Source organism: Ignavibacteriales bacterium, assembly GCA_015709675.1.
Classification (GTDB): Bacteria; Bacteroidota; Ignavibacteria; order Ignavibacteriales; family Ignavibacteriaceae; genus H2-BAC3.
Genome location: CP054182.1, coordinates 3,696,914 through 3,722,803 on the forward strand (window position 1 = coordinate 3,696,914; position 25,890 = coordinate 3,722,803).

Annotated in this window: 19 protein-coding genes; 13 read left to right on the top strand and 6 right to left on the bottom strand. The window is 45.1% G+C overall.

What is annotated here, in order from left to right:
- Positions 1-66: 66 nt before the first annotated feature.
- The 5 genes from HRU80_14585 (at position 67) to HRU80_14605 (ending at position 5,401) form a co-directional block, all read left to right on the top strand.
- Entirely contained in the window at positions 67-765 is a 699-nt protein-coding gene (locus HRU80_14585; GenBank protein QOJ30027.1) for a hypothetical protein, read from the top strand.
- Positions 766-924: 159 nt separating this feature from the next.
- Positions 925-1,611, top strand: a complete 687-nt coding sequence (queC, locus tag HRU80_14590) for a 7-cyano-7-deazaguanine synthase QueC (protein QOJ30028.1) — start codon at positions 925-927, stop codon at positions 1,609-1,611.
- Between the two features lie 17 nt (positions 1,612-1,628).
- Entirely contained in the window at positions 1,629-2,000 is a 372-nt protein-coding gene (gene queF / locus HRU80_14595) for an NADPH-dependent 7-cyano-7-deazaguanine reductase QueF (GenBank protein ID QOJ30029.1), read from the top strand.
- 5 nt (positions 2,001-2,005) lie between these two features.
- Entirely contained in the window at positions 2,006-4,561 is a 2,556-nt protein-coding gene (glnD, locus tag HRU80_14600) for a [protein-PII] uridylyltransferase (GenBank protein QOJ30030.1), read from the top strand.
- 6 nt (positions 4,562-4,567) lie between these two features.
- Complete coding sequence (locus HRU80_14605) at positions 4,568-5,401, top strand: glutamate racemase (protein QOJ30031.1); 834 nt, start codon at positions 4,568-4,570, stop codon at positions 5,399-5,401.
- Positions 5,402-6,232: 831 nt separating this feature from the next.
- Here HRU80_14605 and HRU80_14610 read toward each other — a convergent pair.
- Complete coding sequence (locus HRU80_14610) at positions 6,233-7,207, bottom strand: asparaginase (protein ID QOJ30032.1); 975 nt, start codon at positions 7,205-7,207, stop codon at positions 6,233-6,235.
- A gap of 117 nt (positions 7,208-7,324) precedes the next feature.
- On the opposite strand from HRU80_14610, the gene HRU80_14615 reads away from it, so the two are divergent.
- The 3 genes from HRU80_14615 to HRU80_14625 all read left to right on the top strand — a co-directional run bounded on the left by HRU80_14615 (position 7,325) and on the right by HRU80_14625 (position 10,355).
- Positions 7,325-7,867 carry a NifU family protein gene (locus tag HRU80_14615; protein QOJ30033.1) on the top strand — a complete coding sequence of 181 codons (543 nt, stop codon included), beginning with the start codon at positions 7,325-7,327 and terminating at the stop codon, positions 7,865-7,867.
- Positions 7,864-8,346 carry a methylated-DNA--[protein]-cysteine S-methyltransferase gene (locus tag HRU80_14620; protein QOJ30034.1) on the top strand — a complete coding sequence of 161 codons (483 nt, stop codon included), beginning with the start codon at positions 7,864-7,866 and terminating at the stop codon, positions 8,344-8,346. The genes HRU80_14615 and HRU80_14620 overlap by 4 nt, the downstream gene beginning before the upstream one ends.
- An 80-nt stretch (positions 8,347-8,426) precedes the next feature.
- Positions 8,427-10,355, top strand: coding sequence for a mechanosensitive ion channel family protein (locus HRU80_14625; protein ID QOJ30035.1), 1,929 nt, complete (start codon positions 8,427-8,429; stop codon positions 10,353-10,355).
- A 99-nt stretch (positions 10,356-10,454) separates the two neighbouring features.
- Here the strand turns inward: HRU80_14625 and HRU80_14630 are convergent, their stop codons facing one another.
- On the bottom strand, positions 10,455-13,511 hold the full coding sequence (locus HRU80_14630) for a T9SS type A sorting domain-containing protein (GenBank protein QOJ30036.1): 3,057 nt from the start codon (positions 13,509-13,511) through the stop codon (positions 10,455-10,457).
- Positions 13,512-13,795: 284 nt separating this feature from the next.
- Here HRU80_14630 and HRU80_14635 point away from each other — a divergent pair, with 284 nt between their 5' ends.
- Both HRU80_14635 and HRU80_14640 read left to right on the top strand, forming a co-directional pair.
- Positions 13,796-13,996, top strand: coding sequence for a hypothetical protein (locus tag HRU80_14635; protein ID QOJ30037.1), 201 nt, complete (start codon positions 13,796-13,798; stop codon positions 13,994-13,996).
- A 27-nt stretch (positions 13,997-14,023) separates the two neighbouring features.
- Positions 14,024-16,645 carry a RecQ family ATP-dependent DNA helicase gene (locus HRU80_14640; GenBank protein QOJ30038.1) on the top strand — a complete coding sequence of 874 codons (2,622 nt, stop codon included), beginning with the start codon at positions 14,024-14,026 and terminating at the stop codon, positions 16,643-16,645.
- Positions 16,646-16,711: 66 nt separating this feature from the next.
- On the opposite strand, the gene HRU80_14645 is transcribed toward HRU80_14640, so the two are convergent.
- The 4 genes from HRU80_14645 to gap all read right to left on the bottom strand — a co-directional run bounded on the left by HRU80_14645 (position 16,712) and on the right by gap (position 20,552).
- Complete coding sequence (locus HRU80_14645; GenBank protein QOJ30039.1) at positions 16,712-17,047, bottom strand: DUF4296 domain-containing protein; 336 nt, start codon at positions 17,045-17,047, stop codon at positions 16,712-16,714.
- A 19-nt stretch (positions 17,048-17,066) separates the two neighbouring features.
- Positions 17,067-18,002: a rhomboid family intramembrane serine protease gene (locus tag HRU80_14650; protein ID QOJ30569.1), complete on the bottom strand. Its 936-nt coding sequence runs from the start codon at positions 18,000-18,002 to the stop codon at positions 17,067-17,069.
- A 259-nt stretch (positions 18,003-18,261) separates the two neighbouring features.
- Complete coding sequence (locus tag HRU80_14655) at positions 18,262-19,458, bottom strand: phosphoglycerate kinase (protein QOJ30040.1); 1,197 nt, start codon at positions 19,456-19,458, stop codon at positions 18,262-18,264.
- Positions 19,459-19,487: 29 nt separating this feature from the next.
- The gene (gap, locus tag HRU80_14660; GenBank protein ID QOJ30041.1) at positions 19,488-20,552 is read right to left on the bottom strand and encodes a type I glyceraldehyde-3-phosphate dehydrogenase; all 1,065 of its coding nucleotides are present in this window, start codon (positions 20,550-20,552) and stop codon (positions 19,488-19,490) included.
- A gap of 430 nt (positions 20,553-20,982) precedes the next feature.
- On the opposite strand from gap, the gene HRU80_14665 reads away from it, so the two are divergent.
- From HRU80_14665 to brxC, 3 genes are read left to right on the top strand one after another with little or no spacing between them, the layout of a single operon-like run.
- Positions 20,983-21,741, top strand: coding sequence for a DUF1819 family protein (locus HRU80_14665; protein ID QOJ30042.1), 759 nt, complete (start codon positions 20,983-20,985; stop codon positions 21,739-21,741).
- Positions 21,719-22,279, top strand: coding sequence for a hypothetical protein (locus tag HRU80_14670; GenBank protein QOJ30043.1), 561 nt, complete (start codon positions 21,719-21,721; stop codon positions 22,277-22,279). The genes HRU80_14665 and HRU80_14670 overlap by 23 nt, the downstream gene beginning before the upstream one ends.
- A 14-nt stretch (positions 22,280-22,293) precedes the next feature.
- Positions 22,294-25,890 carry a BREX system P-loop protein BrxC gene (brxC, locus tag HRU80_14675; protein ID QOJ30044.1) on the top strand — a complete coding sequence of 1,199 codons (3,597 nt, stop codon included), beginning with the start codon at positions 22,294-22,296 and terminating at the stop codon, positions 25,888-25,890.

Consider the following 25,890-nt stretch of genomic DNA (forward strand, 5'->3'; position numbering starts at 1 on the left):
GGTAAGTTACCTCTGTATATCTGATAAATTATGGATATTTCAATTACAACATTCTCGGAGTTCATCATGAAAAAGTTATTCATCCTCTTCACTTTTTCCCTCACTTTTTTATTCATCTCAGGCTGCTCAGAAGACGACACCACCCCTGGTCCTGGCGGCGGAACTGCGGTTACCAGCATATCCGGCAAACTTGAGGGCTGGACACACGGCACCGGCAAAACCATTATGATGGGGCAGTATAACGGCCCTTCAAGCTTCGATGCTGTCGGAACCGGCACAATAGCTGCAGATGGCAGTTTCACCATCGCCTTATCAGCCCCCATGTCATTTCTGCTTGATTCACTTACCACTCAAGTTCCTGTTTGCACAGGCAGTTTCACCTCAAGCACCAGCGGGGTTATGGTTTACGGCACGGGCGGAGCAATGATCATGGACGGCACCTCAATATTTGGCTTTGCACAGTGTACCAGCCGTGACTTTAGAAATGATTCCAGCGTTATCTATATCCCTATGCTTAACGATAATATCCTTGAGATAGTGTATATGACAAAAGCAACCACGGTTAACGGTTCGCAAACCTGCCCGCAGACGTTTGACGGCAATACTGAAACGATGGTCACCAGGCAGGTAAATAATCTTAACTTCGCCGCCGGATGGAATAAAATCTACAACAAGGTAACAGCCCGCGGTACAAGTACGGCTACTCTTCAGATGTCATTTACTGATCCCGGCACGCTTAAATGGTATTTCTTCAGAATTAATTAAGCAGAAGGCATTGGCTCTTCTCTGACAAAAAATAGTAGTTTTGATCTAATCCCCGCAGATGAAACTGCGGGGATTTTTTTTGCCTGAGTCCAACAGCCCCCTGAACACCCGAAAACTTTCCCTGAAATTCTGTAACTTTAGGGTTTTAATTACAGGAAAATGAGCAGAAAAAAAGCGGTAATTGCAGTAAGCGGAGGAATGGACAGCTGTGTAACAGCAGCGTTCGCGGCCAGGGAGTATGAACCCGCCTTTATGCATTTCAACTATGGCCAGAGAACAGAATCCCGCGAGAGAATGGCCTTTGATGATCTGGCTGATTTTTATAACGTAAAGCTGAGGCTTTCGGTTGACTTCACCCATTTCCGCATGATTGGCGGCTCAGCTCTGACTGACAGCAGTATGGAGATTGAGAAAGCCGACCTGGCAAATAAATCTGTCCCTGCAACCTACGTCCCCTTCCGCAATGCAAATATCCTGAGCGCATGTGTAAGCTGGGCTGAAGTTATTGGCGCGGAGGCTATTTTTATCGGGGCGGTTTATGAGGATGCAAGCGGATACCCGGACTGCCGGCCGGAGTTTTATCATGCCTTTGAAAAAATGATTGATGAAGGAACCCGTCCGGAAACTAAAATAAAAATAATTACCCCGATAATAAACTTTACCAAGGCCGATATTGTTACTAAAGGACTGGAACTGGGCGCGCCGCTGCATCTGACCTGGTCATGCTACCGGAATGAAGATGAGGCATGCGGCGAGTGCGACAGCTGCGCATACCGTCTGCGCGGTTTTCAGCAGGCCGGAGCCGAAGACCCCATTCCTTATAAAAAGCGTCCGGTATATATTTAATATTTTATGAAAGAGTTATGACAGAAAAAATCAAGATACTTGAAACATTTGAGAACCGTTTCCCCAACAGAGATTACCGGGTAATCCATACAGCGCCGGAGTTCACCTCACTCTGCCCGAAGACCGGACAACCGGATTTCGCGACCATGATTATTGAGTATATCCCCGATCAGCTCTGCATTGAACTAAAATCGCTGAAATTCTATCTGAACTCCTACCGTAACGACGGTATCTTCTTTGAAAGCGTAACCAACACCATTCTCGAAGACCTGGTTGCGTGCTCCTCACCGAGATATATGAAGCTTACCGCTGACTTTAAGGTGCGCGGCGGCATTTCCTCGGTCATCGTAGCCGAATATACCAAGCCGGGCTTCGAAAGGAAACAGTAACCCTTATGCCTCCCCGCCCGGCCGCACGCAAAACATATATAAGGGATGAAGTGCTCTTCACTCCCGCGTATATTATGAAGGATGCGTTCGGCTTTTCGCTGAAATATACCCTCAGCATCGAGGCATTTATTGTTCAGGCGGCGGGGAAATCACTTGAGGGGCTTGCGGTAGCATCACTCGGCAGTTTTTCAAGAAGAGAACTTTCACCGAAAAGTGATGTGGATGTAATGTTTATCGCAAAAGATCCCACCGCTTATGAGAGGGAAATACGGGATCTCATTACGCTTCTCTGGGATAACGGTATAGAGGTTTCTCACACAGTGAGAACACCTGAAGATATAAGCCGTTTCCTTCATGAAGATCTTCAGACCTTCACACAGTTTCTTGAAGTACGTTTTATTGCCGGAAGCTATGAGATCTATCAGGAATGGGTAAATACTCTGACCGCAACACTTACTGAAGATGTTCGGATTGCACTCTGTGACGAACTGATTGAGGAAACAACTCACCGTTACAAAAAGTACGGCAACTCCCCAAAAGTAATTGAGCCGAATGTAAAGGCAACCGCCGGAGGATTACGCGATCTGCAGCTTATTGAATGGCTCTACGCCATTCAGCATCTGAAACTTCCCGACCGGCAGATTGAACTGCCCGAGTCGGAAATCTTTATCAATCAGCTGCAGCAGGAACGCCTCACCACGCAAAAGGAATGCGACCGGCTCCGCTCTGCTTACAAAACCATCCTTACCATCCGCCACCTGCTCCATCTCACTCATACCTCAAAGAGTGACAGACTTGAGTTTGATGATCAGATAAGAATTGCAGGACTTTTCGGATATTCAGGCGACGGATACCGTCAGCTTATGAAGCAGTATTTTGAAGCTAGCAATACCATTTACCGGTTTACAAAATCGTATATAAAACGGTATAAACGGAGAAGTCACGGAAGCGGCCCGGAAGTTGGATATCTGCTGGACTCCGATTACTTTATCAGCGGCAGTATGATCCGTTACGAAGGATCAGGCCAGCTTTCCATCTCTGATATTTTCAGGGGATTTTATTACCGCGCCAAATATAATGCATTCTTCAGTGAGGAACTGAGAAGCACCATCATCGAAAGCCTGGACAGTTTCTCACTCAGCGCCGATGTTGAATCCTCCACTTTTTTCAGAGAAATTCTTAAGCTGAACAGTGAAGTCGGCAAAACCTTAACCATCATGAATGAACTGGGGGTGCTGAGCGCTTTTATGCCGGAATGGGCTGAGTTCAGCGGATTCATACAGCACGGGGTGTATCATGTTTATACCGCTGATGAACATACCCTCAAAACGATTGAAAACCTTGAGAAACTGCGTTTTGACACAGGACCAATGGGCCGGCTGTTCGGAAGAATGAAGCGGAGAGACATTCTCTATCTCGCGCTTATCTTTCATGATATTGCAAAGCCGATTGATATATCCGGCCACGAAATCCTTGGCGCGGCGGTCGCTGAAAACGTGATGGTACGGCTTGGTTATTCTGACTATGAGACGGAACTGGTAAAATTTCTTGTTGAGCATCATCTGTATATGGAACAGGTTGCTTTCCGCAGAAACCTGAACGATCCGGAAACGCTGAACAGCTTTACCCTGCGGGTTAACACACCGGAAAAACTTGATATGCTGTATCTCCTTACGTACGCGGATCTGAGCGCTGTAAATCCCGCACTCTGGACAAGCTGGAAAAGTGATATGCTGTATGAGCTTTATTACAAAGCAAAGGCGATGATTGATGAGCAGCTCAGCGGTGAAGAAATTCTGATCGCCAACATTCTGCCAAAAGATATATCAAAGCACTCAACGGTCATCTCCGAAAGCCATGTGCAGAGCCATATTGATGCCCTCACTGATGAGATAAGTTACACAGCGCATTTTTCTGATGAGGAAATAGCGCGCCACATTGAAGAAATTCTTGAAGGGAATGACCTTTCCGTCAGTTTTAATGAGGATGAAAACTTTACCAACATCACGGTTATATCCCGCGATTCCCCCTCTCTGCTCTCAAAAATCTGCGGAGTGCTGCTGATTAATGATGTAAACATCCATGACGCGGGAATTTTTACCCGGAAGGATGGCATCATCATAGACAATTTCAATATCACCGACTTCCGCACGGGAGAGAAAATCTCCAAAGACCGTTATCAGAAAATTGAGGAAGACCTGCATGATGTTCTTACCGGCATTTTGCAGCTGCCAACAGAGATAACCCGGATGAAAAGCCGCTGGTGGAGGATTGAAAACCGATTCTTCAAAAAACCGGGTAAGGTAAAAATACGGTTTGAGGAAAAGGAAAAGTTCACCATTATTGATATATACTCCCCCGACCGGCTGGGATTCCTGTATCTGGTTACCAACAAACTGACCGATCTGGGGCTGAATATTCAGTTTGCCAAAATTTCGACTTCAGGGGATTCCATTATAGATGCATTTTATGTGCTCAATCAGGAAAATAAAAAAGTAAGCAAGATCTATTATCACTTTATCGAGTCTGAACTCACAAAAGCAATCGAGCAGATACTGTAGGATTACATGAATTTTATGGAAAAAGAAAAGCCGATCGGGGTATTTGATTCCGGCATCGGCGGACTCACTGTTGTTAAAGAAATCATGGCCAAACTGCCGAACGAACGCATAATATATTTCGGCGATACTGCGCGTGTTCCCTACGGTTCCAAATCAAACGAAACGGTTATTGAATATAGCCTGCAGGATGCAGCCTTTCTGGTTCAAAAAAACGTAAAGATCATTGTGGTTGCCTGTAATACTGCTTCATCAGTTGCAATCCCTGCTCTTCGGGAGAAATTCACCATTCCGGTTGTCGGTATGATTGAGGCAGGTTCCGCATATGCCGCGAATGAGAGCAAAGAAAAGAAAATAGGGGTAATCGGAACACGCTCCACTATATCAAACCGTTCGTATTCAAAAGAGTTAAAGAGAATTGATCCGGAGTTTGATGTATTCGAAAAAGCGTGTCCCCTGTTTGTTCCTCTGGCTGAAGAAGGATGGATAGATCACAATGCCACGCTTGAGATTGCGGAAGAGTATCTGCGCGAACTAAAAGAACTTTCCGTTGACACACTGCTTCTTGGCTGCACACATTATCCGATCTTAAAGCCGGTCATACAAAAAGTCATGGGCGAAAAAGTAAAGCTTATTGATTCAGGAGTAGCCGCCGCGCAGCGTGTTGCCGCAGAACTTGACCGGATAGGACTAAGATCAAACTCAAACGGCCTTGGCGTGGTAAGTTATTACGTAAGTGATATCCCCTCAACATTTGAAAAAGTTGCCTCACTGTTCCTTGGCAAACCGGTAAGTCATGTTACAAAAGTAGATACCGAATCACTGGCGAGAAACAGCAAGTAATGGAAAATAATGAATAATTAAGAATGAAGAATGAACAATTGAAAATTGCTTATTGATCTGTATATCCCGGCTGCGGAACAGCCGCAGATTGATCCCACTTTCTGTAAAGACGATGCAATCGCCAGACGAAAACCTTATACACAACTTACTTCTGCGATTGCGTCGTCTCGCTGCTGCGACTGATGCGTCGTCTAATTGCTTACTGGTAACATCCAACATGCCGCCCTCCTACTTCCTTGAGACGCCGCAAATGCAATAATCGCGTTAAGGTAAAACATCCGGTTAGCATTTGCGATGTCTCTACAGAAGGTTGCTGAATCCGAAGGTAAAGACGATGCAATCGCCAGACGAAAACCTTATACACAACTTACTTCTGCGATTGCGTCGTCTCATCGCGCGCCTGTGTTTGTTTGAAATAAACTGATAATCCTTTTATACCGGTAATACCGAAGACAACAAAACCCTCCTCATTCTTCCCTGAGACGCCGCAAATGCAATAATCGCATTAAGGTAAAACATCCGGTTAGCATTTGCGATGTCTCTACAGAAGGTTGCTGAATCCAAAGGAAAAGACGATGCAATCGCTAAACAAAATCCTTATACACAACTTACTTCTGCGATTGCGTCGTCTCGCTGCTGCGACTGTTTCGTCGTCTAATTGCTCACTGGTAACATCCCAACACGCCGACTTTCTCATTCTTCCCTGAGACGACGCAAATGCACAAGCCCGCAGTTATTAAAATATCCGGTTAGCATTTGCATCGTCTTTACAGAAGGTTGCTGAACAAAAGATCATTCTTCATTTTTCATTCTTCATTTTTTCATTAAAACTTATTGTTCAAACATCCTCTTTAGCTCTGAATGCTCATTAGTCACTGACAGCGCCAGCATTAACTTAATCCGTGCCTTCTGTCCGTTTAAATAGTCTGAAAAAATCACACCTAACTGATGCAGCCATTTACCCGCCCCGGGGTAACTGTATATATCGAGAGTCTCCCCTGCCGGACAGCGTGAAACCAGCACCACGGGGATATTTTTGCTGATAACATATTCAATTCCGTTAAATGCTTTCGGCGGCACGTTGCCTACTCCGAGAGCTTCAACCACAAGCCCCTTTGCACCGCTATCGGCTGAAAACCGGAAAAACTTCTCATCAATGCCTGCATAACATTTAATCAGATCAACATCAGTAACAATTCCTTTGGCCGGCAGATGCTCAAGTTTCCTGGGAAGCCGGTTAAAGATAACTCTTCCGTTTTCCACAAAACCGAGCGCGCCAAAATCCAGACTCGCGAATGTTTCGATATCATCTGTATGGGTTTTGGTCACTTCGCTGGCGGCATTCACCTCACCATTAAGACAGACCAGCACCCCCATTGCATGGGAGTTCGGGCTGAGGCAAAGTGCAATGGAATCGGCAAGATTGCGGGGGCCGTCCCAGTCAGGTTCTGAGGAATTCTTCATCGAACCCGTCAGGACGATTGGTTTATCTGTTTCAATAAGCAGGTCCATCAGGTAAGCGGTCTCTTCCAGAGTATCGGTACCGTGGGTGATGATCATTCCGTCAATATCAGGGCGGAATATGACATCTTTCACCCGCTGGGCCAGACTGAGCATCAGTTCCGGAGTCATGTGAGGCCCCGGATACTTTCCAAAATCGAAGATTTCCAAGTGCGCCTTCTCCCTGATCCCCGGCATCAGGTCTAAAAGGTCATTTCCGGAGAAATGGGGAACTGCCCCCCCTGTTTCCTCGTCTATTTTCATGGAAAAAGTACCCCCGGTAAAGATTATCGCTAAGTTTTTCATTTGCCTGAATAGTCTTGAAATAATAGTACAAAATAATTATTTTCGATAACGATTAAATAATCAAATATTGGATTTTCAGGCCCCCGATCAAAGTGTGTAATAGAGGAAAAAAATAGTATGCTTCAGGTAGTTGATGTAGAATTGACCCCAAACCCCCATGCACTGAAGTTTCTGGTAAACCAGAGACTGTTACGTGCTGAATCCCGGCAGTTTGCCAACAGGGAAGAGGCCTCCGGTGACCCTTTGGCAGCAGGTGTTTTTGCCATTGAGGGTGTGGTTTCAGTTTTTTACATGGATAAATTCATCACCGTTGAAAAATCCCAGACAACCGACTGGGGAAAAATTCAGCGGCCATTTGTCGCGTTTCTTTCAAAATTTGATCTCAGCACCATTCCTGCTGAAAAGGAAGTTGTTGCTGATACCGCTGACGGCAATGAAATGCTCAAAAAAATAAATGAGATTCTCAACCAGAAAGTGCGTCCGGCGCTTGCCCATGATGGCGGCGGACTTGAAGTTCTTGGCATGGAAGGTCTGACCCTAAAAGTCCGTTATCAGGGGGCATGCGGCACCTGTCCGAGTTCAATTAACGGCACTCTCACGGCAATTGAATCCCTGCTGAAGAAGGATGTAAATCCTGCAATTGAAGTGCTGCCGGGATGATATATACCGCTGCATTTGAATCAGGGGGAATTTCATTTCTTGTCAAAGCAGATGAGAAAGGAATCCTTTCGCTCCATTTTCATCCGGATAAACGAGCGCTGAAAGCAGAGGAACTGAAACCGGTCACTCACAAAGCGTTTTTCGGAATAAAAAAACAGCTTGATGAATATTTTGCGGGCAGGCGGATTTCGTTTGACCTGCCTCTGAATTTTCAGACGGAAGGCTTTCGTGGTGAGGTTTATAAGGTGATGAAAAAAATTCCTCACGGCAAAACCCTCTCCTATAAAGATATAGCCGAAAAGATAAAACGTCCTCTTGCCTCACGGGCAGTGGGCAATGCCTGCGGCGCTAATACCATACCAATTATCATCCCCTGCCACCGGGTGCTTGCCGCAGGAGGCCGGCTCGGTGGTTATTCAGGCGGTCTGGATATCAAGAAAAAGCTGCTTGCCCTTGAAGGGATCCCCTTCAAGGGATAATCCTCCGGTCATTTCTTTTTAACCCGTCAAAAAGTTACATTTCCGGAAAGGATTTTCTGGATTTTCATAAGGCGGTTGTTATGATTTCATTTTTACAGCTCGTATTTGCTACTGGATTGCTTTTAAGCAGTACATTCTCAGCAGTACAGAATTCAGACTCAGGAACCGTTGTACCTGAACTCCCCGGCTCCCCGGTGATAAGCGGCAATGATACTCTTTTCCTGATATATACTAACGCCGGATTACTTAACCCGCAGCAGAGAGCGGAAGCGATAAGCAACAGAATAAAATCAACCGCGCTTGAAACAGATGTCCCGCCTGATTCCATCATAATCAATGAGTATGAAGGAATATTTGAAATAACCGCTGGGGAAACCATCCTGATGCAGGTAACTCCGAAGGATGCATTTGTTACGGGAACTGAAGCACGGTTCATCGCTGAACATTCACTCGCTAAAATCCGCGCTGCTGTTGCTAACCGCCGCACCGAATATGCTTCTGAGACCGTCCTTATAAACAGTCTTTATACATTCGGAGCGCTGATACTGCTCACTGGATTCATCTGGCTGCTGCTCAGAATTTTCACCCTTCTGATTCATAAGATTGAGGACTGGAAGACAGAAAAAATCCGCTCTGTTGAATATAAAGGGGTTGAATTCTTTTCTCCGCAAAATCTTAATGCACTGCTGGCTTCAGCAGCAAGACTGCTGCTGATCACCATACTGGCGGGTTCAGTTTATTATACACTTGTATATATCGTTACGCTCTGGCCCGCAACCCGGGGGCTTAATCTTATACCATATATCGCCGGTATATTTCAGTTTCTGCTTTATTCCTTATTCCTTTTTCTGATCATCCGGGGGCTTAAAGTCTTCCGCGGCGCGGTTCAGGAAAAAGTCCAGGCGATGCAGGGCACAATCATCCGCCCTGTTACCCTGCGGGGTATTCAGGTCATCTCAGAGGAGCGGCTGATGGGAATGACTCATCAGGCAATCACCGTCCTCTTCCTCTCGCTCTGGGTTATTATTATTTACCTGTATATAACACTTATCTTCGGATTATTCCCCTTTTCGCGGGGATGGTCTTCCGCTCTGGTCAGTTTTATTCTCTCACCCGTACTTTCGGTGTGGGCTTCATTCACCGGTTTTCTGCCGAATCTTTTTTACATTATTGTAATAGCCGGGGCGTATTATTATCTGAACAGGTTTATTGGTTTCCTGTTTCACGAAATTGAAAAAGGGACAATCAATTTCAGCGGATTTTACAATGAATGGGCCAAACCTACTTATAAGGTAGTCCGGTTTTTAATCATCGTGCTCGCGGTTATTTCAATCTTTCCGTATCTGCCCGGTTCTGACTCCCCCATCTTTCAGGGAATTTCGGTATTTGTAGGTCTGTTACTTTCGCTCGGGTCAACTTCCGCGATATCCAATATCGTTGCAGGAGTTGTACTGACCTATATGCGCCCCTTTAAGCTTGGTGACAGAGTGAAAATTGCGGATACCATGGGGGATGTAGTTGAAAAGACTCTGCTGGTAACCAGAATTCGTACCACAAAAAATGTTGATATTACAGTCCCAAATTCAATGGTGCTGGGGAATCACATTATCAACTTTAGTACTGCTTCTGCAGACCCGGGGCTGATTCTGCATACTACTGTTACCATCGGTTATGACGTGCCTTGGCAGAAAGTGCATCAGCTTCTGATAGACTCCGCCTCTTCAACCGATCAGATCATGAAGGAACCAAAGCCGTTTGTTCTGCAGACTGCGCTTAATGATTTTTCCGTTGCCTATGAACTGAATGCATACACGAATAATCCGAATGCCATGGCACGGATATATTCCGCTCTGCATGCTTCAATCCAGGATAAGTTTAACGAAGCCGGAGTCGAGATCATGTCACCGATTTATAATGCAGTCCGTGACGGAAACCAGTCAACCATTCCGGAGGACTATCTCCCAAAAGATTATAAAAAGCCGTCGTTTAATATCTTTAAGCAGAGTTAAGTAAAAAAGTTTAATCTCTTTGCGTTCTTAGCACCGTCGCGCGAAGCTAGACTCTGCTATTTCAGTGCGAAGACTTAGAGAACTACGGACTTTAGTGTTTTATTTCAAAAGATTCATCTTTCTTACCAGCCGGGTATCTCCTGCCCGTAGTTCATAAAGATATATACCTGAGGCCAGTCCCTCAGAGCGGAATGTAACCGAGTGATTTCCTGCCTGACGGTATCCCTCATCAAGTATCATGATTCTTCTTCCGAGCATGTCATAGACAGAAAGAGTTACTCTTGATGCCTGCGGAAGCGCGTATTGTATCACCGTTGAAGGATTAAAAGGATTCGGAAAATTCTGACTCAGCATATATCCGGCTGGAAGTATTTCCGTATCTTCAGCATCTGAAGGTATAAATACAGTAGGGTCAGGAATGCCATCCCCGTTAAGATCGGGGGTAATTGCAGCCAGGTAAATCAGACTATCCGGACCGGCATTGCCATCCACATCAGGGTTATCCGGCATTGCATCTCCGGCGCCATAGTTAAATCCTCCCGCAACCAGAGTCACAAACTTTAGTTTTACATTCTGCGGTACCAGACCTGCACCAAGACCGTAGAGATCATCCCACGCAACGGCAAACTCTAACCCTCGTGCCTGAGTGCCTCTTATGCCGTTTATTTTAGAAGTAAGATTCGTACTGTTATTTTCAGCAGTTGAATAAAAGACCGGTGCCGTGGTGTGATATGCCGCAAGGAAGAAATCAACCGCATCTTCCGGACGGAAACGGAAATTCTTGGCGTAATCACCAAGATAGCCGGAGTTCGAATTAAAGTTTGTGACTCCCCCCGCGATGCCGGCATCCATATATATCATCATGGTATTGTAGGTATCGTTCAGGATATAATCCACTCCCACATAGAGTGAATCAGCATCCCAGGTTGAGTAAAGAGCGAGCAGTTCATTATTGACAGAATCCACAGGCCGCCAGTAGCTGTCGGTATCGCTGTCAGCAGCAATCTGCCATTGAGCGAGCCAGTCACCATTGCCGACATTCACTGATCCGTCTATAAAGGGCTTGCCGTAAGTTGCAATGATGCTGTCTGTATTTTCCCTGACGCGGAGAGAGAATGATGCCGATCCAAAAGCACCCTTGCCGTCAGCAACCTGCACCGTTACCGCATATATACCGGTATCCTCAACCGCGGGAGTTCCGCTTATGGTGCCGCTGAGCTGGCCAATATTAAGAAACCCGGGAGACTGAACTAACGAATAGCGCAGTGTATCATTATCTGCATCTGCGGCTGCCACCTGAATCTCAAATCTTCTGGTTGCTCTTACCACGGTATCTGCAATTGCCTGAACCACAGGAGCGCTGTTTGGCAGAACCATTACACTGAACGTATCAACAACCGAAGCGCCCTGTAAATCTGATATATTCAGAATGACCGTTGAGCTGCCTGCAGCCGATGAACCCGGAGTGCCCTGAAGCAGTCCGGATGAAGATATACTCAGCCAGGATGGATTTCCTGATAATGTATAGTTAAGCGAGGAGCTGTTTACATCAAAAGCACTTACCTGATAAGCAAACGCGGAATTGGTATAAGCAGTCTGATCAGGAACAGGCAGCATAACCGGTGGATGATTGATGCTCTGTGTTGTATCGGGCACATATAACGTAAAGCTTCTGGGAGGAACCCACAGTTTAATTCGGTTCTTGAATCCGCCAGGTGAAGGACCGACCACCTGCTTATTCACATCCCGTCCAGTATAATCTTTATACCAGCTCCCGATGGGGAGTTCTGTATCAACCCAGACATCAATCCACTGAGCGGGATTATCGTTAATGAGCAGATATCCGCCCGGCAGATTGCCAAAACCGTTTCTTCTTGCCACATATATATCACGGGCAAGTGAGGTCTGATCCTGATTTCCGTCCTGCCGTATGTAGTAGGCATTCAGACCGCCCCGTTTTGTTGTACCGCCGCCGATGAACTTCTGCCTGATCCAGATAAGAGTATCAATCTTTCCGCCAAAGCCGTAATCAACATAGTCCTTAAAGAAAACACTTGGCCTTCCTTCAGAAAAAAGGATATATGCGTAGGCAAGCATTTTATCAGTCATAATGGGGTCATGCCCGTTGGCGATGCTGCCATCCCATCCGATCCTATCCACATCATGATTCTCTACCCAGGTGGAGACGTCAAACCCTGACATACCTGCGTTAATAAGACCCGCACCGTCAAGAAAGGTCATATCAAAACTTCCGGAGGTATTGTTGCACATATCGCGCAGAGTAAATCTGAGCGGGAAGTCGAACATCGCCACATCGCCGCCGTTCACATTCTGCGTCTGATTAAACCAATACATAATATCATTTGTGCCGCCATAATATTCAGCCACGGCATAGTTTGAACCGGGAATGCCCTGCAGCCACTGCCCCATGAAGACCGGGTCAATTCCCTTTACTGCATCAATCCGGAATCCCTTAAAGCCGATCTCATTAATAAGATATTTTCCCCAGGCTATCAGACTGTCACGAACCGAAGGTTTATCATGTGCCAGCCACTCGCCGAATCCGAATATCGGATCTTCAGGCCCATGGTAAGGAGGGTTCACATCACAGGTAAGCTGATTGGGGTAAAAGTCAGATGCATTTTTCTTAAATCTTCCTGAACCGGCAGGATAATTAAAAAGCAGCCAGTTGGAGTCCCGGTATGCAGGGTAGGGTTCACAGTCAACCGGTATCAGCGCTTCACCGCCGTTCATGTGGTTCATCACAGCATCAGCAAAAACATCAATTCCGACATTGTTAAATGCAGCAACGGAACGAATCAGTTCTTCCCTGCTGCCAAATCGGGTTTCGCGGGAACCCTTCTGATTGAATTCACCAAAATCATAATGATCATACGGATCATAGCCCATGGAGAATCCGCCGGCTGCACCTTTTACGGGAGAAGGAAACCAGATTCCGGAGAATCCGGCAGATGCCAGGCGGGGAGCCATTTTAGCAAGGGAATCCCACCAGATTCCGCCCGGAGGAGAATTCCAGTAGAAGCCCTGCAGATAGACATCGGACTTAGGATTGCTCAGAAGCTGTGAAGGATTCTCCTGAGCCCTGATAAATCCGGTAACTAAAATCGCGATACATAAAAGCCGGTACATATTCATATAAAAGCTGATGAGTTTGTGACAGATAAACCCTGCGGACGTACACTCTCTTTTACGCACCGCGGCGGGAAAAATAATTTGAACAATGCGAAAAGATACCAAAATCCGCATATTTGGGCAAAAAAGAGAAGGGAGTCTCTCTCGGATTCACATATGGCAGAATTACCGGGCAACTGAGTTATGCAAAAAGAAGAGAAGTTTACCTCTCTCCGTTTTAATTTCTGTAGAGACTTTCGAAGAAATTTATCAAATTTGCCTGATACCAATTTTAATTTTTTAGAATAATGGAATTACAGCAGCCCCTTAGTAATGTACAGGAAGAAGTCCTGAAATTGTACTCTCTTAATCTGAGTCCTGAAGAGCTGACCGAGCTTAAAACTTTGTTGGGAAAGTTTTATGCACTGAAGGCAAGCAGAGAAGCAGATCAGGTATGGGAAAGGGAACAGTTATCGGATGATATCATGGATCAGTGGCTGTCAAAGTAAAAATACTTCAGTAAGGGGATAATATATATGGACCTCCGCAAACTTCTCGAACAACACTTCAGCTACCCTGACTTCCGGCCGGGGCAGAAGGAGATTGTTGAATCGGTAATCAAGGGGGAAAACGTTCTTGCCATACTCCCGACCGGTGCGGGTAAATCACTTTGTTTTCAGCTGCCCGCTCTGATCGCACCCGGATTTTCCATTGTCATCTCCCCCCTGATTGCTCTTATGAAAGATCAGGTGGATACGCTTAATAAAAATGAACTGCGCGCAGGATATATCAACAGTTCCATCAGTATGGATGAGATTGAAACAGTCTTCAGCAGAATACGTGCCGGTAAAATCAAAATCCTCTATGTCTCCCCCGAACGGCTGGCTGTTGCATCATTTGCTGACCGGATCAAAGAGATGAAGCCCCACTACTGCTTTGTGGATGAGGCACACTGTATATCAGAATGGGGACATAACTTCCGCCCGGAATACCGCCGCATAAAAAAGTTTAACGAATATACCGGAGTAACAAAAGTCTCTGCCTTCACTGCAACGGCCACACCCGAAGTAGCTTCCGATATCATAAAGCAGCTCGGGATGAAGGGAGCAAAACTACATGTTCGCGGTTTTGAGCGCGAAAATCTTGCCCTGCATGTTATCCGCACCAAGCGCAAAAAGGAAAAAGTTCTTGAACTGCTTACGATGAATGAAACTCCCGCGATCATCTACGCGGCATCCCGTAAGCAGACCGAAGAACTTTATGAATATCTTACATTAAATAAGATCACCTGTTCCTTCTACCACGCCGGACTTCATGCAGAGCAGAGGAAGGCAATTCAGGAAAACTTTCTGCAGGGGAGGACAAAGATTATCATAGCCACCAATGCATTCGGAATGGGCATTGATAAAGCTGATATCAGGATGGTGATTCACTACAGCATACCCGGCTCACCGGAAAATTATTATCAGGAGATTGGAAGAGCCGGACGGGACGGAAAAGAATCAAACGCCTTTCTGTTGTTTGACAACAAGGATATACGGATACAGGAATTGTTCATTAAAAGTGCATTCCCCTCCCGTGAACAGGTGGAAAGAATCTACGATGCTGTGTGTGATTATGCCGGCTATCGCATCGGTCAGAAAGACGATAAACCGGTTGAGATCAACTATGATTATATCAAGAGGGCTGCCGGAACCACTCTCACCAGATCACTCATTGACTCAGCGCTCAAAATCCTTGAAGAGACCGGCTATATTCATTTTACTTCTTATGCTCATGTAAAGACTGCATTCCGTTTTATTATCAGTCCCTCAGACCTAAAGGAGTTTCTCAAGAAGAATATCAACGCGCCATACTCTGACACAGTTATTAAAATCCTGCAGGACTACGGCGGAGCACCATTCAACGGAAAATCCCGTATTGATCTTGTAAAACTTGCCAAAGACCTTGAAACTGAAGAACGGCTGATTGACGCACAGCTTTCTGAACTCGATGCACTCAGCATTATTGACTATGACCGTCCGTTCCTCAAAGAAAGCATTGTGTTTACCTATCCGAGGATTAATCCTAACCGGCTGATTATTGAAACTCGGTCTAACGATCAGGCATATCTTCTTTCAAAGAAGAAACTCGAGAAAATGACCGCTTTTGCCTTTACCAACGACTGCCGGTTTAAGTTCCTGCTGGAGTATTTCGGGGAAAACGTGCCGGGCTACTCCTGCAAAAAGTGCGATATCTGCAAGTCAGGTCCCCTGCTTACTGATGATACGCTGGAGTATATACAGGAACTTATTCTGAAGTTTGTCTACTCTGAAGACAAGGGAATAAGCACCGTAAATCTGATCGCGGTTCTCACAGGAAAAAGCACATCAAAAAAATATGCTGAGAAGAAGGAGTTCCTCGGCGCGCTGCACTCATACACAAAGAATGAACTCCTCAGCGTGGCAGATAATCTGGCTACCTTCGGACTCCTTAAATCGTCCGGAAAATCCAATGACCGGCTTTATATAACCAATAAAGGCATACAATATCTCACTGCTCGCGGAGTAATCCAGACAACCGAATATCCCAAAGAGCAGTACGAAGAAAGTCTTGAACTCTTCAACCTGCTCAGGAGCGTGCGCAATGAAATAGCAGCCAAATTCAGCCAGCCGCCGTTTATCCTCTGTGCGGATGAAATCCTGAAGGAGATTGTGAACCGCAGACCGGAAACACGCTCAGAACTGCTTCAGATAAAGGGTGTTAACGAGCGGATGTTCACCAAAGCCGGGGAGCAGTTTCTTGATGTGATCGTCAAATTTAAAAAGGGAGAGAGAACAATACCTGATAATCTGAAGGCGGAAACACTGCCGCAAAACATTATCGAAACACACCGGCTGCTGCTTGAAGGATATACCTTGAAAGGAATAGCGGAAGTGAGAAAACTTCAGGAAGCTGTGATTTCCATGCAGATTGAATCAATTATAGATTTTGAACCCTCCCTGTCAATTGACGCACTCATTCCGGGTGAAAATAAGGTATTCATTGAGGAAGCGATTAAGGCCGGTAATTTTAATCTGCAGGAAATAAAGAAAAAAGTCCCCGCGTATATAACATTCCCCGAAATCAGAATAGTCTTAGCAAAACATCACGCACAGAATAAACGATATCAAATATGAAGTATGAAGTATGAACTCAAATTGAGAAAGCAGTAATTCACAATTCACAATTTATAATTTATAATTCTATTCCGTTTTAGTAGAATTGCTTCCCATAGCCGCTTTTTCCTTCACTCTGACATAAGCAATCATTTCATCAAAAAACTGTTCCCACCGTTTGGTATCTTCCGAAAGGTACTTTAAAGTTGCCTCATACTGTCCGTGCGTGATACCGTGTTTTTTATATACCTCTTCACGTATCTGCTGCATAGCGTTGAATTCCATCCCCCGGCTTTCCTGAAGGACTAAAATATCATAATAGACTTCAATGAATTTCTCCTGGTCAAGCGGCTTCTCGTTTGAGCATCCGGCCAGAAGAAAAACCGCTGATGCGCATAGCAGGGCTGCGCTGAAAATTCTCATTCCTGCTGAAATTCGCAGATTATCTCCTGTCTTCCTTGTTCATACGGCGGCTTGCTTCAAAAAGTATCCGCTTTTCATCTTCAGTCAGATTCTTATAGCCTGACTGGCTTATTTTATCCAGAATGCGGTCAATTTCTTCCTGAGAAACTTCACCCTCTTCTTTCTTCACATCCTTATAACTTGCATCTTCAACATCGCGGTAGGAAGTGGTACGAGAAGTATATCTGTCCTCTTCTTCGTCTCTGTTGAATATGCCGCCGCTTCCGAACGGATTTGATGGCCGTCTGCTTTTACCTCCGCGGTAGAAACTGTCCTTCCAGCCGGACATCCGCTGATGTATATCAAAGCCGAGACGCTTGTCAAACAAAAGGAAAAGAAATCCGAATACCGCGCCGCCGAGATGGGCAAGATGAGCAACACCGCTGCCGGCATCATCCACAGCAAGAATATTAATAAGAATCAGAAAAGCGATAAAATACTTGGTCTTTAGGGGAATAAAAAAGTAAAAAAGTATATACCGGTCAGGAAACAGCAGGCCGAAAGCAACCATCACGCCGAATATTGCTCCTGATGCGCCAATGACAGGAGGAATAATCCCCTGGAATACCGACGAAAAGAGCAGATGAAAAACTGCTCCGCCTATTCCCGCAACCAAATAGAATATCAGGAAATTACGTGAGCCCCACATATTTTCCAGTTCAGCCCCGAACATCCATAAGGAAAAAAGGTTAAAGAACAGATGGCTGAAACTGCCATGCATAAACTGATAGGTAATGAACTGCCAGATCTGAAAATATCCGGAGTCGGGGGACATCAGTGCGAAATACTTAAGCAGAACATCTGAACCGCGCATACCGTCCATTACGACCGACCCGGCTAAGTTCTGCAGTAAATAAATAACACCGTTAATAATCAGCAAGTTTTTGATAACCGGAGGGAAATAACTCCATCCCATACCTCCGGGTCTGTAATATCCGTCAGACATACCTTAGTTCAACTCTTTCATTTTAATATCAATTAGACGCTTCTGTTACAAAAATAACTAAAAATACCCCTTAGTTCCCCAAAAGAAATAACATTGCACCCGGCTTCATATGATTCATTTCACAGATCCCGGTTTCGCGCTGCTGCTATTTCACGGTTCCCGCTCCGGCAATAAAAAAGCCGGTCAGCCACTTTTTGGGGCGACCGGCTATCTGAATTATTCAGTTTTATCAGTTCTTATCGAGAGCTTCAACTCCGGGGAGCACTTTCCCCTCGAGGAACTCAAGCGAGGCACCGCCGCCGGTTGAAACATGCGAAACTGCTGTTTCAAGCCCGATTTTAGCAATTGCAGCAGCAGAGTCACCTCCGCCAACCACCGTTACCACACCCTGCTTTGTGGCATCAGCCAGCGCCTGAGCGATAGCATTGGTACCCTTTGCAAAGTTATCGAACTCAAATACACCCATCGGACCATTCCAGACAACCGTCTTTGAGGCCATGATAGCGTCAGTAAAAAGTTTCACCGTTTCCGGTCCGATATCCAGGCCCATCTTGTCAGAGGGCATGGCGGTTACCGGTACAACATCCTGGGGGGAGTCATCCTTGAACTCAGGTGCAACAACCACATCAACAGGCAGGAGGAATTTCTTTCCTGATGCTTTCAGCTTATCCAGCAGTTCTTTTGCAAGATCTACTTTTTCAGCTTCAAGCAGCGAAGTTCCTATCTCCAGGCCCTGTGCCTTGTAGAAAGTATATGCCATTCCGCCGCCAATAATCAGTGTGTCAACTTTATCAATCAGGTTATTGATCACATCAATTTTACCTGAGATTTTGGCACCGCCGAGAATTGCGCAGTAGGGTCTCTCAGGAGAAGCAACTGCCCTGCCAAGGTAGTTCAGTTCTTTTTCCATAAGATAACCTGCCACAGCCGGACGAAGGAATTTGGTTACTCCTTCAGTTGAAGCATGGGCGCGGTGAGCACTGCCAAATGCATCGTTCACATAGATATCACCAAGTGATGCAAGCTGTCTGGCGAAAGCGTCATCATTCTTCTCTTCTTCCTCGTGGAAGCGGAGGTTTTCAAGAAGGACGATATCACCATTGCTCATGGCTGTAACTGCTTTTTCAGCTTCAATGCCGATGCAGTCGCCGGCCAGGACCACTTCCTTACCCACCAGTTCAGCCAGCTTTAAAGCTGCCGGTTTTAGGGAGTATTTAGGATTGACCTTTCCTTTCGGACGGCCAAGGTGGCTCATCAGGATTGCTTTTCCTCCTGAGGTAACGATTTTCTTTATTGTCGGAAGGGATTCAACGATTCTCTTGTCATCGGTTACCTTCAGGTTCTCATCCAGAGGAACATTGAAGTCAACTCTGACCAGGACCCGTTTGCCCTTCAGATCAACGGAATCAATAGTTTTTTTGTTCATGGCTTCTGTTGCCTGCTTTCTTTTGTATATCAGCCCATTTTGGCGATTTTGTTCAGCAGGTCAACAACGCGGCAGGAATAACCCCACTCGTTGTCATACCAGGAAACAATCTTGAAGAAGCGCTTTTCATCCTTGAAGTTATTCTGCATGGTTGCAAGCGAGTCATAGATTGATGAACGGTCGTCATGAATAAAGTCGGTTGAAACAACTTCCTCTTTGGTATATCCGAGGATGCCTTTCAGATACGTCTCTGAGGCTTTTTTCAGGAGAGCATCAATTTCCGCAATCGAGGTTTCTTTTACTGATCTGAAGGTCAGGTCAACTACTGAAACGTCAGCGGTCGGAACACGGAAAGACATTCCGGTGAGTTTGCCTTTGGTTGCGGGAAGCACTTCACCCACTGCTTTAGCAGCACCGGTGGAGGATGGGATAATGTTAATAGCTGCAGCGCGTCCGCCTCTCCAGTCCTTCTTTGAAGGGCCGTCAACGGTTTTCTGGGTGGCTGTATAAGCATGAATGGTAGTCATAAGACCAGTCTCGATGCCGATGCCTTCCTTCAGGAGGACATGAACAACCGGAGCCAGACAGTTTGTGGTGCAGGAAGCGTTTGAGATGATATGATGCTTATCGTGCTCATATTCATTATCATTAACGCCCATTACCACGGTCTTAACATCGCCTTTACCAGGGGCTGAAATAATTACTTTTTTAGCGCCAGCGGCCAGGTGACCTTTGGCTTTTTCGGAATCAGTGAAAAGTCCGGTTGATTCAATCACATACTCAACCCCGAGTTCTTTCCAGGGGAGCTGGGAAGGGTCTTTGGTTGCGGCAACACATTTTACCTTGTGACCGTCAACAACAAATACGTCATCATCGGCAAGCGATGGATCACTTTTCTCTGTTGAGAGCTGAGCTTTCAGCTTTCCGTGAACTGAATCATACTTTAACTGATACGCAAAATACTTAGCATCGGTGCTGACATCAACAACAGCAACCACATCAACTTCTTTACCGAGCAGTCCCTTTTCAACCAGTGCATTAAAAACCAGCCGTCCGATTCTGCCAAATCCATTTATACCTACTTTAACTGCCATTTTTCTGTTTCTCCTAAGGGAAATATTATTTAATACGACATTAAATTTACCCAAAAAGCGGGTGAAATTCAATTTAGGGGAAGGAATATTGGACGGGTTGGGGGCGGGTCAATATTTCTCAGGAGACACCGTATGAGGTTCAGAAAATTTTTCAATCAGAGCTTATCAATTATTTTTCATTTATACTTATATTTGATCTGAGCAATAGGAATTGCATCCGGGGTGTAATACTTCGGAAAAAGATTAAATTTTCCGATTTTGAAGAATCAGGGAAATAACCAGACACTTATTTTACATTCTGATTTTCCGGGCTTGAATTCCGGCTTTTATTCATATTGAATACTTTGGGCGGATTCTGAAAATCATCTTTTGGCGGGATGAACCATAACCTGGCGAATAAGTTCGGATACTATGGAATCAAAACAAACTGATGAACATTAATACTGACATTAACCTCTTAGGCGGACTACCCGACTGGAATCTCATTACTCTGTTTTATCAGAATACAGAACTTGCCACTAAATCTGTTGACCAAATTCACACGTACACCGGGTTAAAAACCGCCAGATCTGTCACAAGATTCAGGAAGGCAATTATCTCTACTCTGCTCCGCTTTCAATTTGAAGAAGCAGAAAAACTATTCTCAATTCTTCTCAGACTCAAGGGTATTGATTCAGATACCCGCCTTTATCTTTTTTGGAATGCTTCATTCAATAATGATCTGTTACATTATCTGAACAGCCATGTCTTTTTTCCTGCACTCTACAGCGGAAGAGTTTCCATTTCCAAATCAGAAACAGAATCCTGCCTGCGGGAATTACGCCAGAGTTCAGATGAATTACGGTCATGGTCAGAATATACCCTGACCTTAACAGCCTCAAAATATCTGACACTCCTGAAAAAATTCGGCCTGATGGAAGGTTCAATCAATAAAAAAATTAACACCATCTATTTGTCAGATGCCATGATGGCAATCTATATATACTGGCTGGCTGCGGTAAGCGAAATGCCAAACCTGCTTAAAAGCAGATGGCTGCAATACAGCTTTATGGAGAGGGAGAGTTTTCTTGCAAGAATTACCCAGAAAAAGTTTGCCCGGTATTTTTCATTGGTATATACGGGAGACCGGCTGAATATTGAACCACTCATTCCAAGTGAGGAACTGCATGAAATCATTTTCAAACCCTGAACAGCTGATCAGCCAGGTTAAGACCATTGTGGAATCAGACAGGCGCTCTGAAATACGCCTGAACGCTAACGGCGGGAACTGTGTTTTACTTGTCTGCGATCCTTCACAGGAGCAAATATTCATCAATGAGATGAATTCAATGCTAAACGGCCAGCAATATCAGATTATTGACCTGAATTCTATTATTGTTTCCTTTGCTGAGAACAACCTTTCTGAAATTGAATCAGGATTTGAATTTCTTCAGGGCTCCGTAGAACAGATTTTTAAGGCCCCTTCCGGAGAAAACCGGCCGGACCTTTACAAATATATATTGTCCGCAATCGGAGATGCATACTCGGCCGGGAAAATTCCTGTGCTTGTAAGAAGCGGGGCTTTATATGGCACCGGAATAGAAAATATCCACCTGATGGAAAATGAACTTGTTATGAAATCTGACAAGCCCCTCATCATTCTCTATCCTGCCACACAGGAAGAAAATCAGTTAAGATTTCTTGGTACCCGTCCGGCTTCTAAATACAGATGCATGATTGTTAACTAACCCCTACCAGAGCGATGAAAATAAAAGATATTCTTACCATTGATTTATCTGAAGACATTAAAAATGTTATTGATCTTGAAGATATTTCCGAACTTGAGATAAAAACTGAAATTGATCACTACATTGTTACAGACGGTCTTGCCGGTTCATATTCAGAATTCCTCCGGATTTATACGTCTAATATCAGGGAGACCGGAGTATGGATATCCGGGTTTTACGGTTCCGGAAAATCCTATTTCGGAAAACTGCTCGGCTATCTTTTAAGCAACCGCATTATTGCCGGCACGCCTGCCCGGCAGCGTATATTGCAAAGGTTTACAGGAATTACTGATGAAGAGCTGGTAAAAAATTCCATTTTTGGCCTGGATGCTGTCTCTTCAAAAGTGATTTTTCTTGATGTGGCAAAACAGGATACTTCAAAGGGGCTGGCGTTCACCCTCTTTAAGGGATTTTTGCGCTCTGAGGGATTTCCCGATAACGAACATGGAGTGTTTCTTTACAAACTCATGGTAAGCGAAGGCAAAACAGATATCAATGAGTTTGTATCAACCTGGATCAAGAAAGACTGGGCCACCTTAAGAGATAACACTTTTAAATATGCCCCGGCAATACGGGAAATATATATTGCTTCAGGAAAAACCGATGCTGATTACCAGAATCTGATTACCTCAGTGAGGCGCGAAATTGACCAATTCAGCGCGGCCCGGCTTAAAGAAGAGCTTGAAAACTATCTGGCGATAAAGAAGAATGAAAAAATTGTCTTTATGTTTGATGAGACCAGTGAAGCCGTAAGCCAGCAGAAATTCTCCCTGCTTGATCTTGAGGGAGTAAGTGAAGCGCTCTCTTCACTTGGAGGCAAAGTGTGGACTATTGCCATTGCGCAGGAAAAACTTGATGATGTAATAAACAACTCCAATGTTGACCGTGCGCAGCTTACTAAAGTTACCGACCGGTTTAAAACAAAAATTCATCTTGAGGCAACCGAAGTTGATGTCATCATACGCAACCGGCTGCTCAGAAAAAATGAAAAGGGGCTTAAGCAGCTCTCAGAGTACTACGTAAAAAACTCCGGCAAGATAGCAGACCATGCTTCCCTTCATGGTGCCGGTGTAAGTAAAACTGACAATGAAGAATCATACGCCACCTATTATCCTTTTTATAAGTATCAGTTCGACCTGCTGCAGAACTTTCTTTTCGGCACAAAAGGATATGCTTCAACAAAAGTTGCGGCACGCGGCATGATTATCACCACCTATGATATACTCCGCCAGGAAGTGCAGCATACTGATCTCTTTCATACGGTAACCGGCTGGCACATCGCCAAGGAAGGACAGCCCCAGCCGCCGGTCCGGCTGGTCAGCAGGTATACTAACGCGGAAAGAAGCCTGGCCGAAGCTAAATCCCCCGTTAATGGCAGGCGTTTGCTCGAAACAATTAACTTTCTGACTGAGGCAGAAATAACTCCGCCAACGCTCCCCAATATAACCCGGTCTTTTATCAGTGACCCCGACCAGTTTCATAAAACGCAGGAACAAATACTTAAAGCGCTTGATATCCTGGTTGATGCTAAAATTCTTCTGGAAAATAATAAAACATACAGAATTACCTCAGACATTGAACAACGGCTCCTTGATGAGATGAACGGGTTTACTGTACAAAGCTTTGCCAAGAAAAAGCAGCTTACCACGGCATATAAATCTTCGGAAATGGTTAAATCATCAGCCCGCGTTTCTGACAACGGCCTGCAGTATGATTTTTATATAACCACTGATAATGACGATGAACTTACCCCGGCAAAACAGAAGTATCTTCAGGTCAAAATAAAAAGTATTTACAATTTTTCAGATGACCGCTCCGCAGATATTTCCGCTCTCAGGGCACGGCACCAGAACGATAAAGACCTGCTCTGGCTGGTACCTGATAACGCCTCATTCAGAGAAATTGACCGCCTGATTGATGAAGCTGAACGAATCAGCTATCTCGAACAAAAATACAGCAACCCTCAGTCAGAAGAAGGGAGAATCCTGATGAGCTTTTCAGCAGCTAAGGAGGAAAAACTCAGACGGGTTACTGATCTGGTGAATGCCGCCCTTCAAAACTCCACCATCATCTATATGTATAATCTGACAGAAATTACCCCCTCTGCCTGCCTGAGTGAGCTGCAGAAACAGCAAAAGCAGATGATCGGTAATGTTTACAGCAAACGGCTGTCTTCACAGCTAAATGACACCATAGCTGCTTCAGTTATTAAGGAAACGAATAACTCACGGCTACATCAGTATTTTAACGGAAGCGACTTCCTCTTTTTTGACGCCCAGGGGAGCTTTACCGGCGCAAATCTGAAAGTTACTGAGGAAATTATTTTCAAGATCAGGAATACTTTTGTTGACGGTGTTGCTCTCGAAACAGAACTTGAAAAACCGCCGGCAGGATATACATTCGGAACCGTTATCTCATCGGTTGCAGCGCTGATGCGCGGCGGAAAGATTATTGCACGCCATAACGGAACAGATAAATTTTCCTGGAGAGATAACGGTACGGCTGATATATTCTCCTCAGCCAGGGAATTCAGAAAAGCATCTTTTAAGGCAGTTTCCAAATCACTTTCCCTTGCACAGAAGCAGGAACTGGCTGAAACTATCATGAATCTTAACCCCGAGTTCTATACGGACCGGCATATTGATTATAATACCAGTGACTTTGATCTGGTTAACACCATTCGTGATATATCAGTAAAATTAGCCGACAGAACAGATGTGCTTGGCAAGAATGTAAAGGAGTTCGGAAGACTTTTCCCCGCGGCAGTAAAAAGCGGCAGCTTTCTTGGCGGACTTGCCGGCGCGGTGAGTGAGGCAAATTATATTGATAAAGCAGAAGAATTTCTTAAGATAAAAGATGAATTCTCAGCAGCGGTCAGTGAAATTGAAAAAACTGACAAATTCGTTGCAGACCGCTTCCCCAAAGTGCATGAGTGGAAACTATTTGCGGATGCAGTAAATGATGAACTGACAAAATCAGCGGCTGCAAGTCCGGATATACAAAAGCAGCTGAGTGAATTTGCCTTACTGCTTAGCGGCGACGTTGTAGCAAACTTTGCACAATTGCAGCAGGCAGCACAAAAAATAAAAGATGAGTATCACCGCATTTTCAGCGGGGCAATGAAAACCTGCGCTGACGGGTATTCACAACTGGCGGCCGTTGCTGAAAATCTGATTGCAGAGATACACTCACTTCCTGACGGACTGAACAGCAGTGCAAAGGAAAAAGCCGAAGCTCTTGCCCGGTTTGCTCAGCACAGAAAAAACCCCGCTGTTTCTCTTGGTTTTGATGTAAAAGACCAGCAGAGCAGGTTCACTTATTCTGAGGTCCTCTCATTTATTGAATTGCTCCCCGGTAAAAAAACCGAAGCTGAAATTATCAGAGCAGGTCTTGTGAGAGAAAAACTGCCTGAACCCGCTGCCGGCAATCAGACCGCACCTGCGGTAAAAAAATTCAGGATCAGGGTACCTTCCGGCAGCATGAAAGTATCTGATTACCGGAACTGGCTGCAAGGAGAATTGCATAAAATTGCCGGTGCCTCCGATAATGATGAAGTGGAAATTAATTCCTGA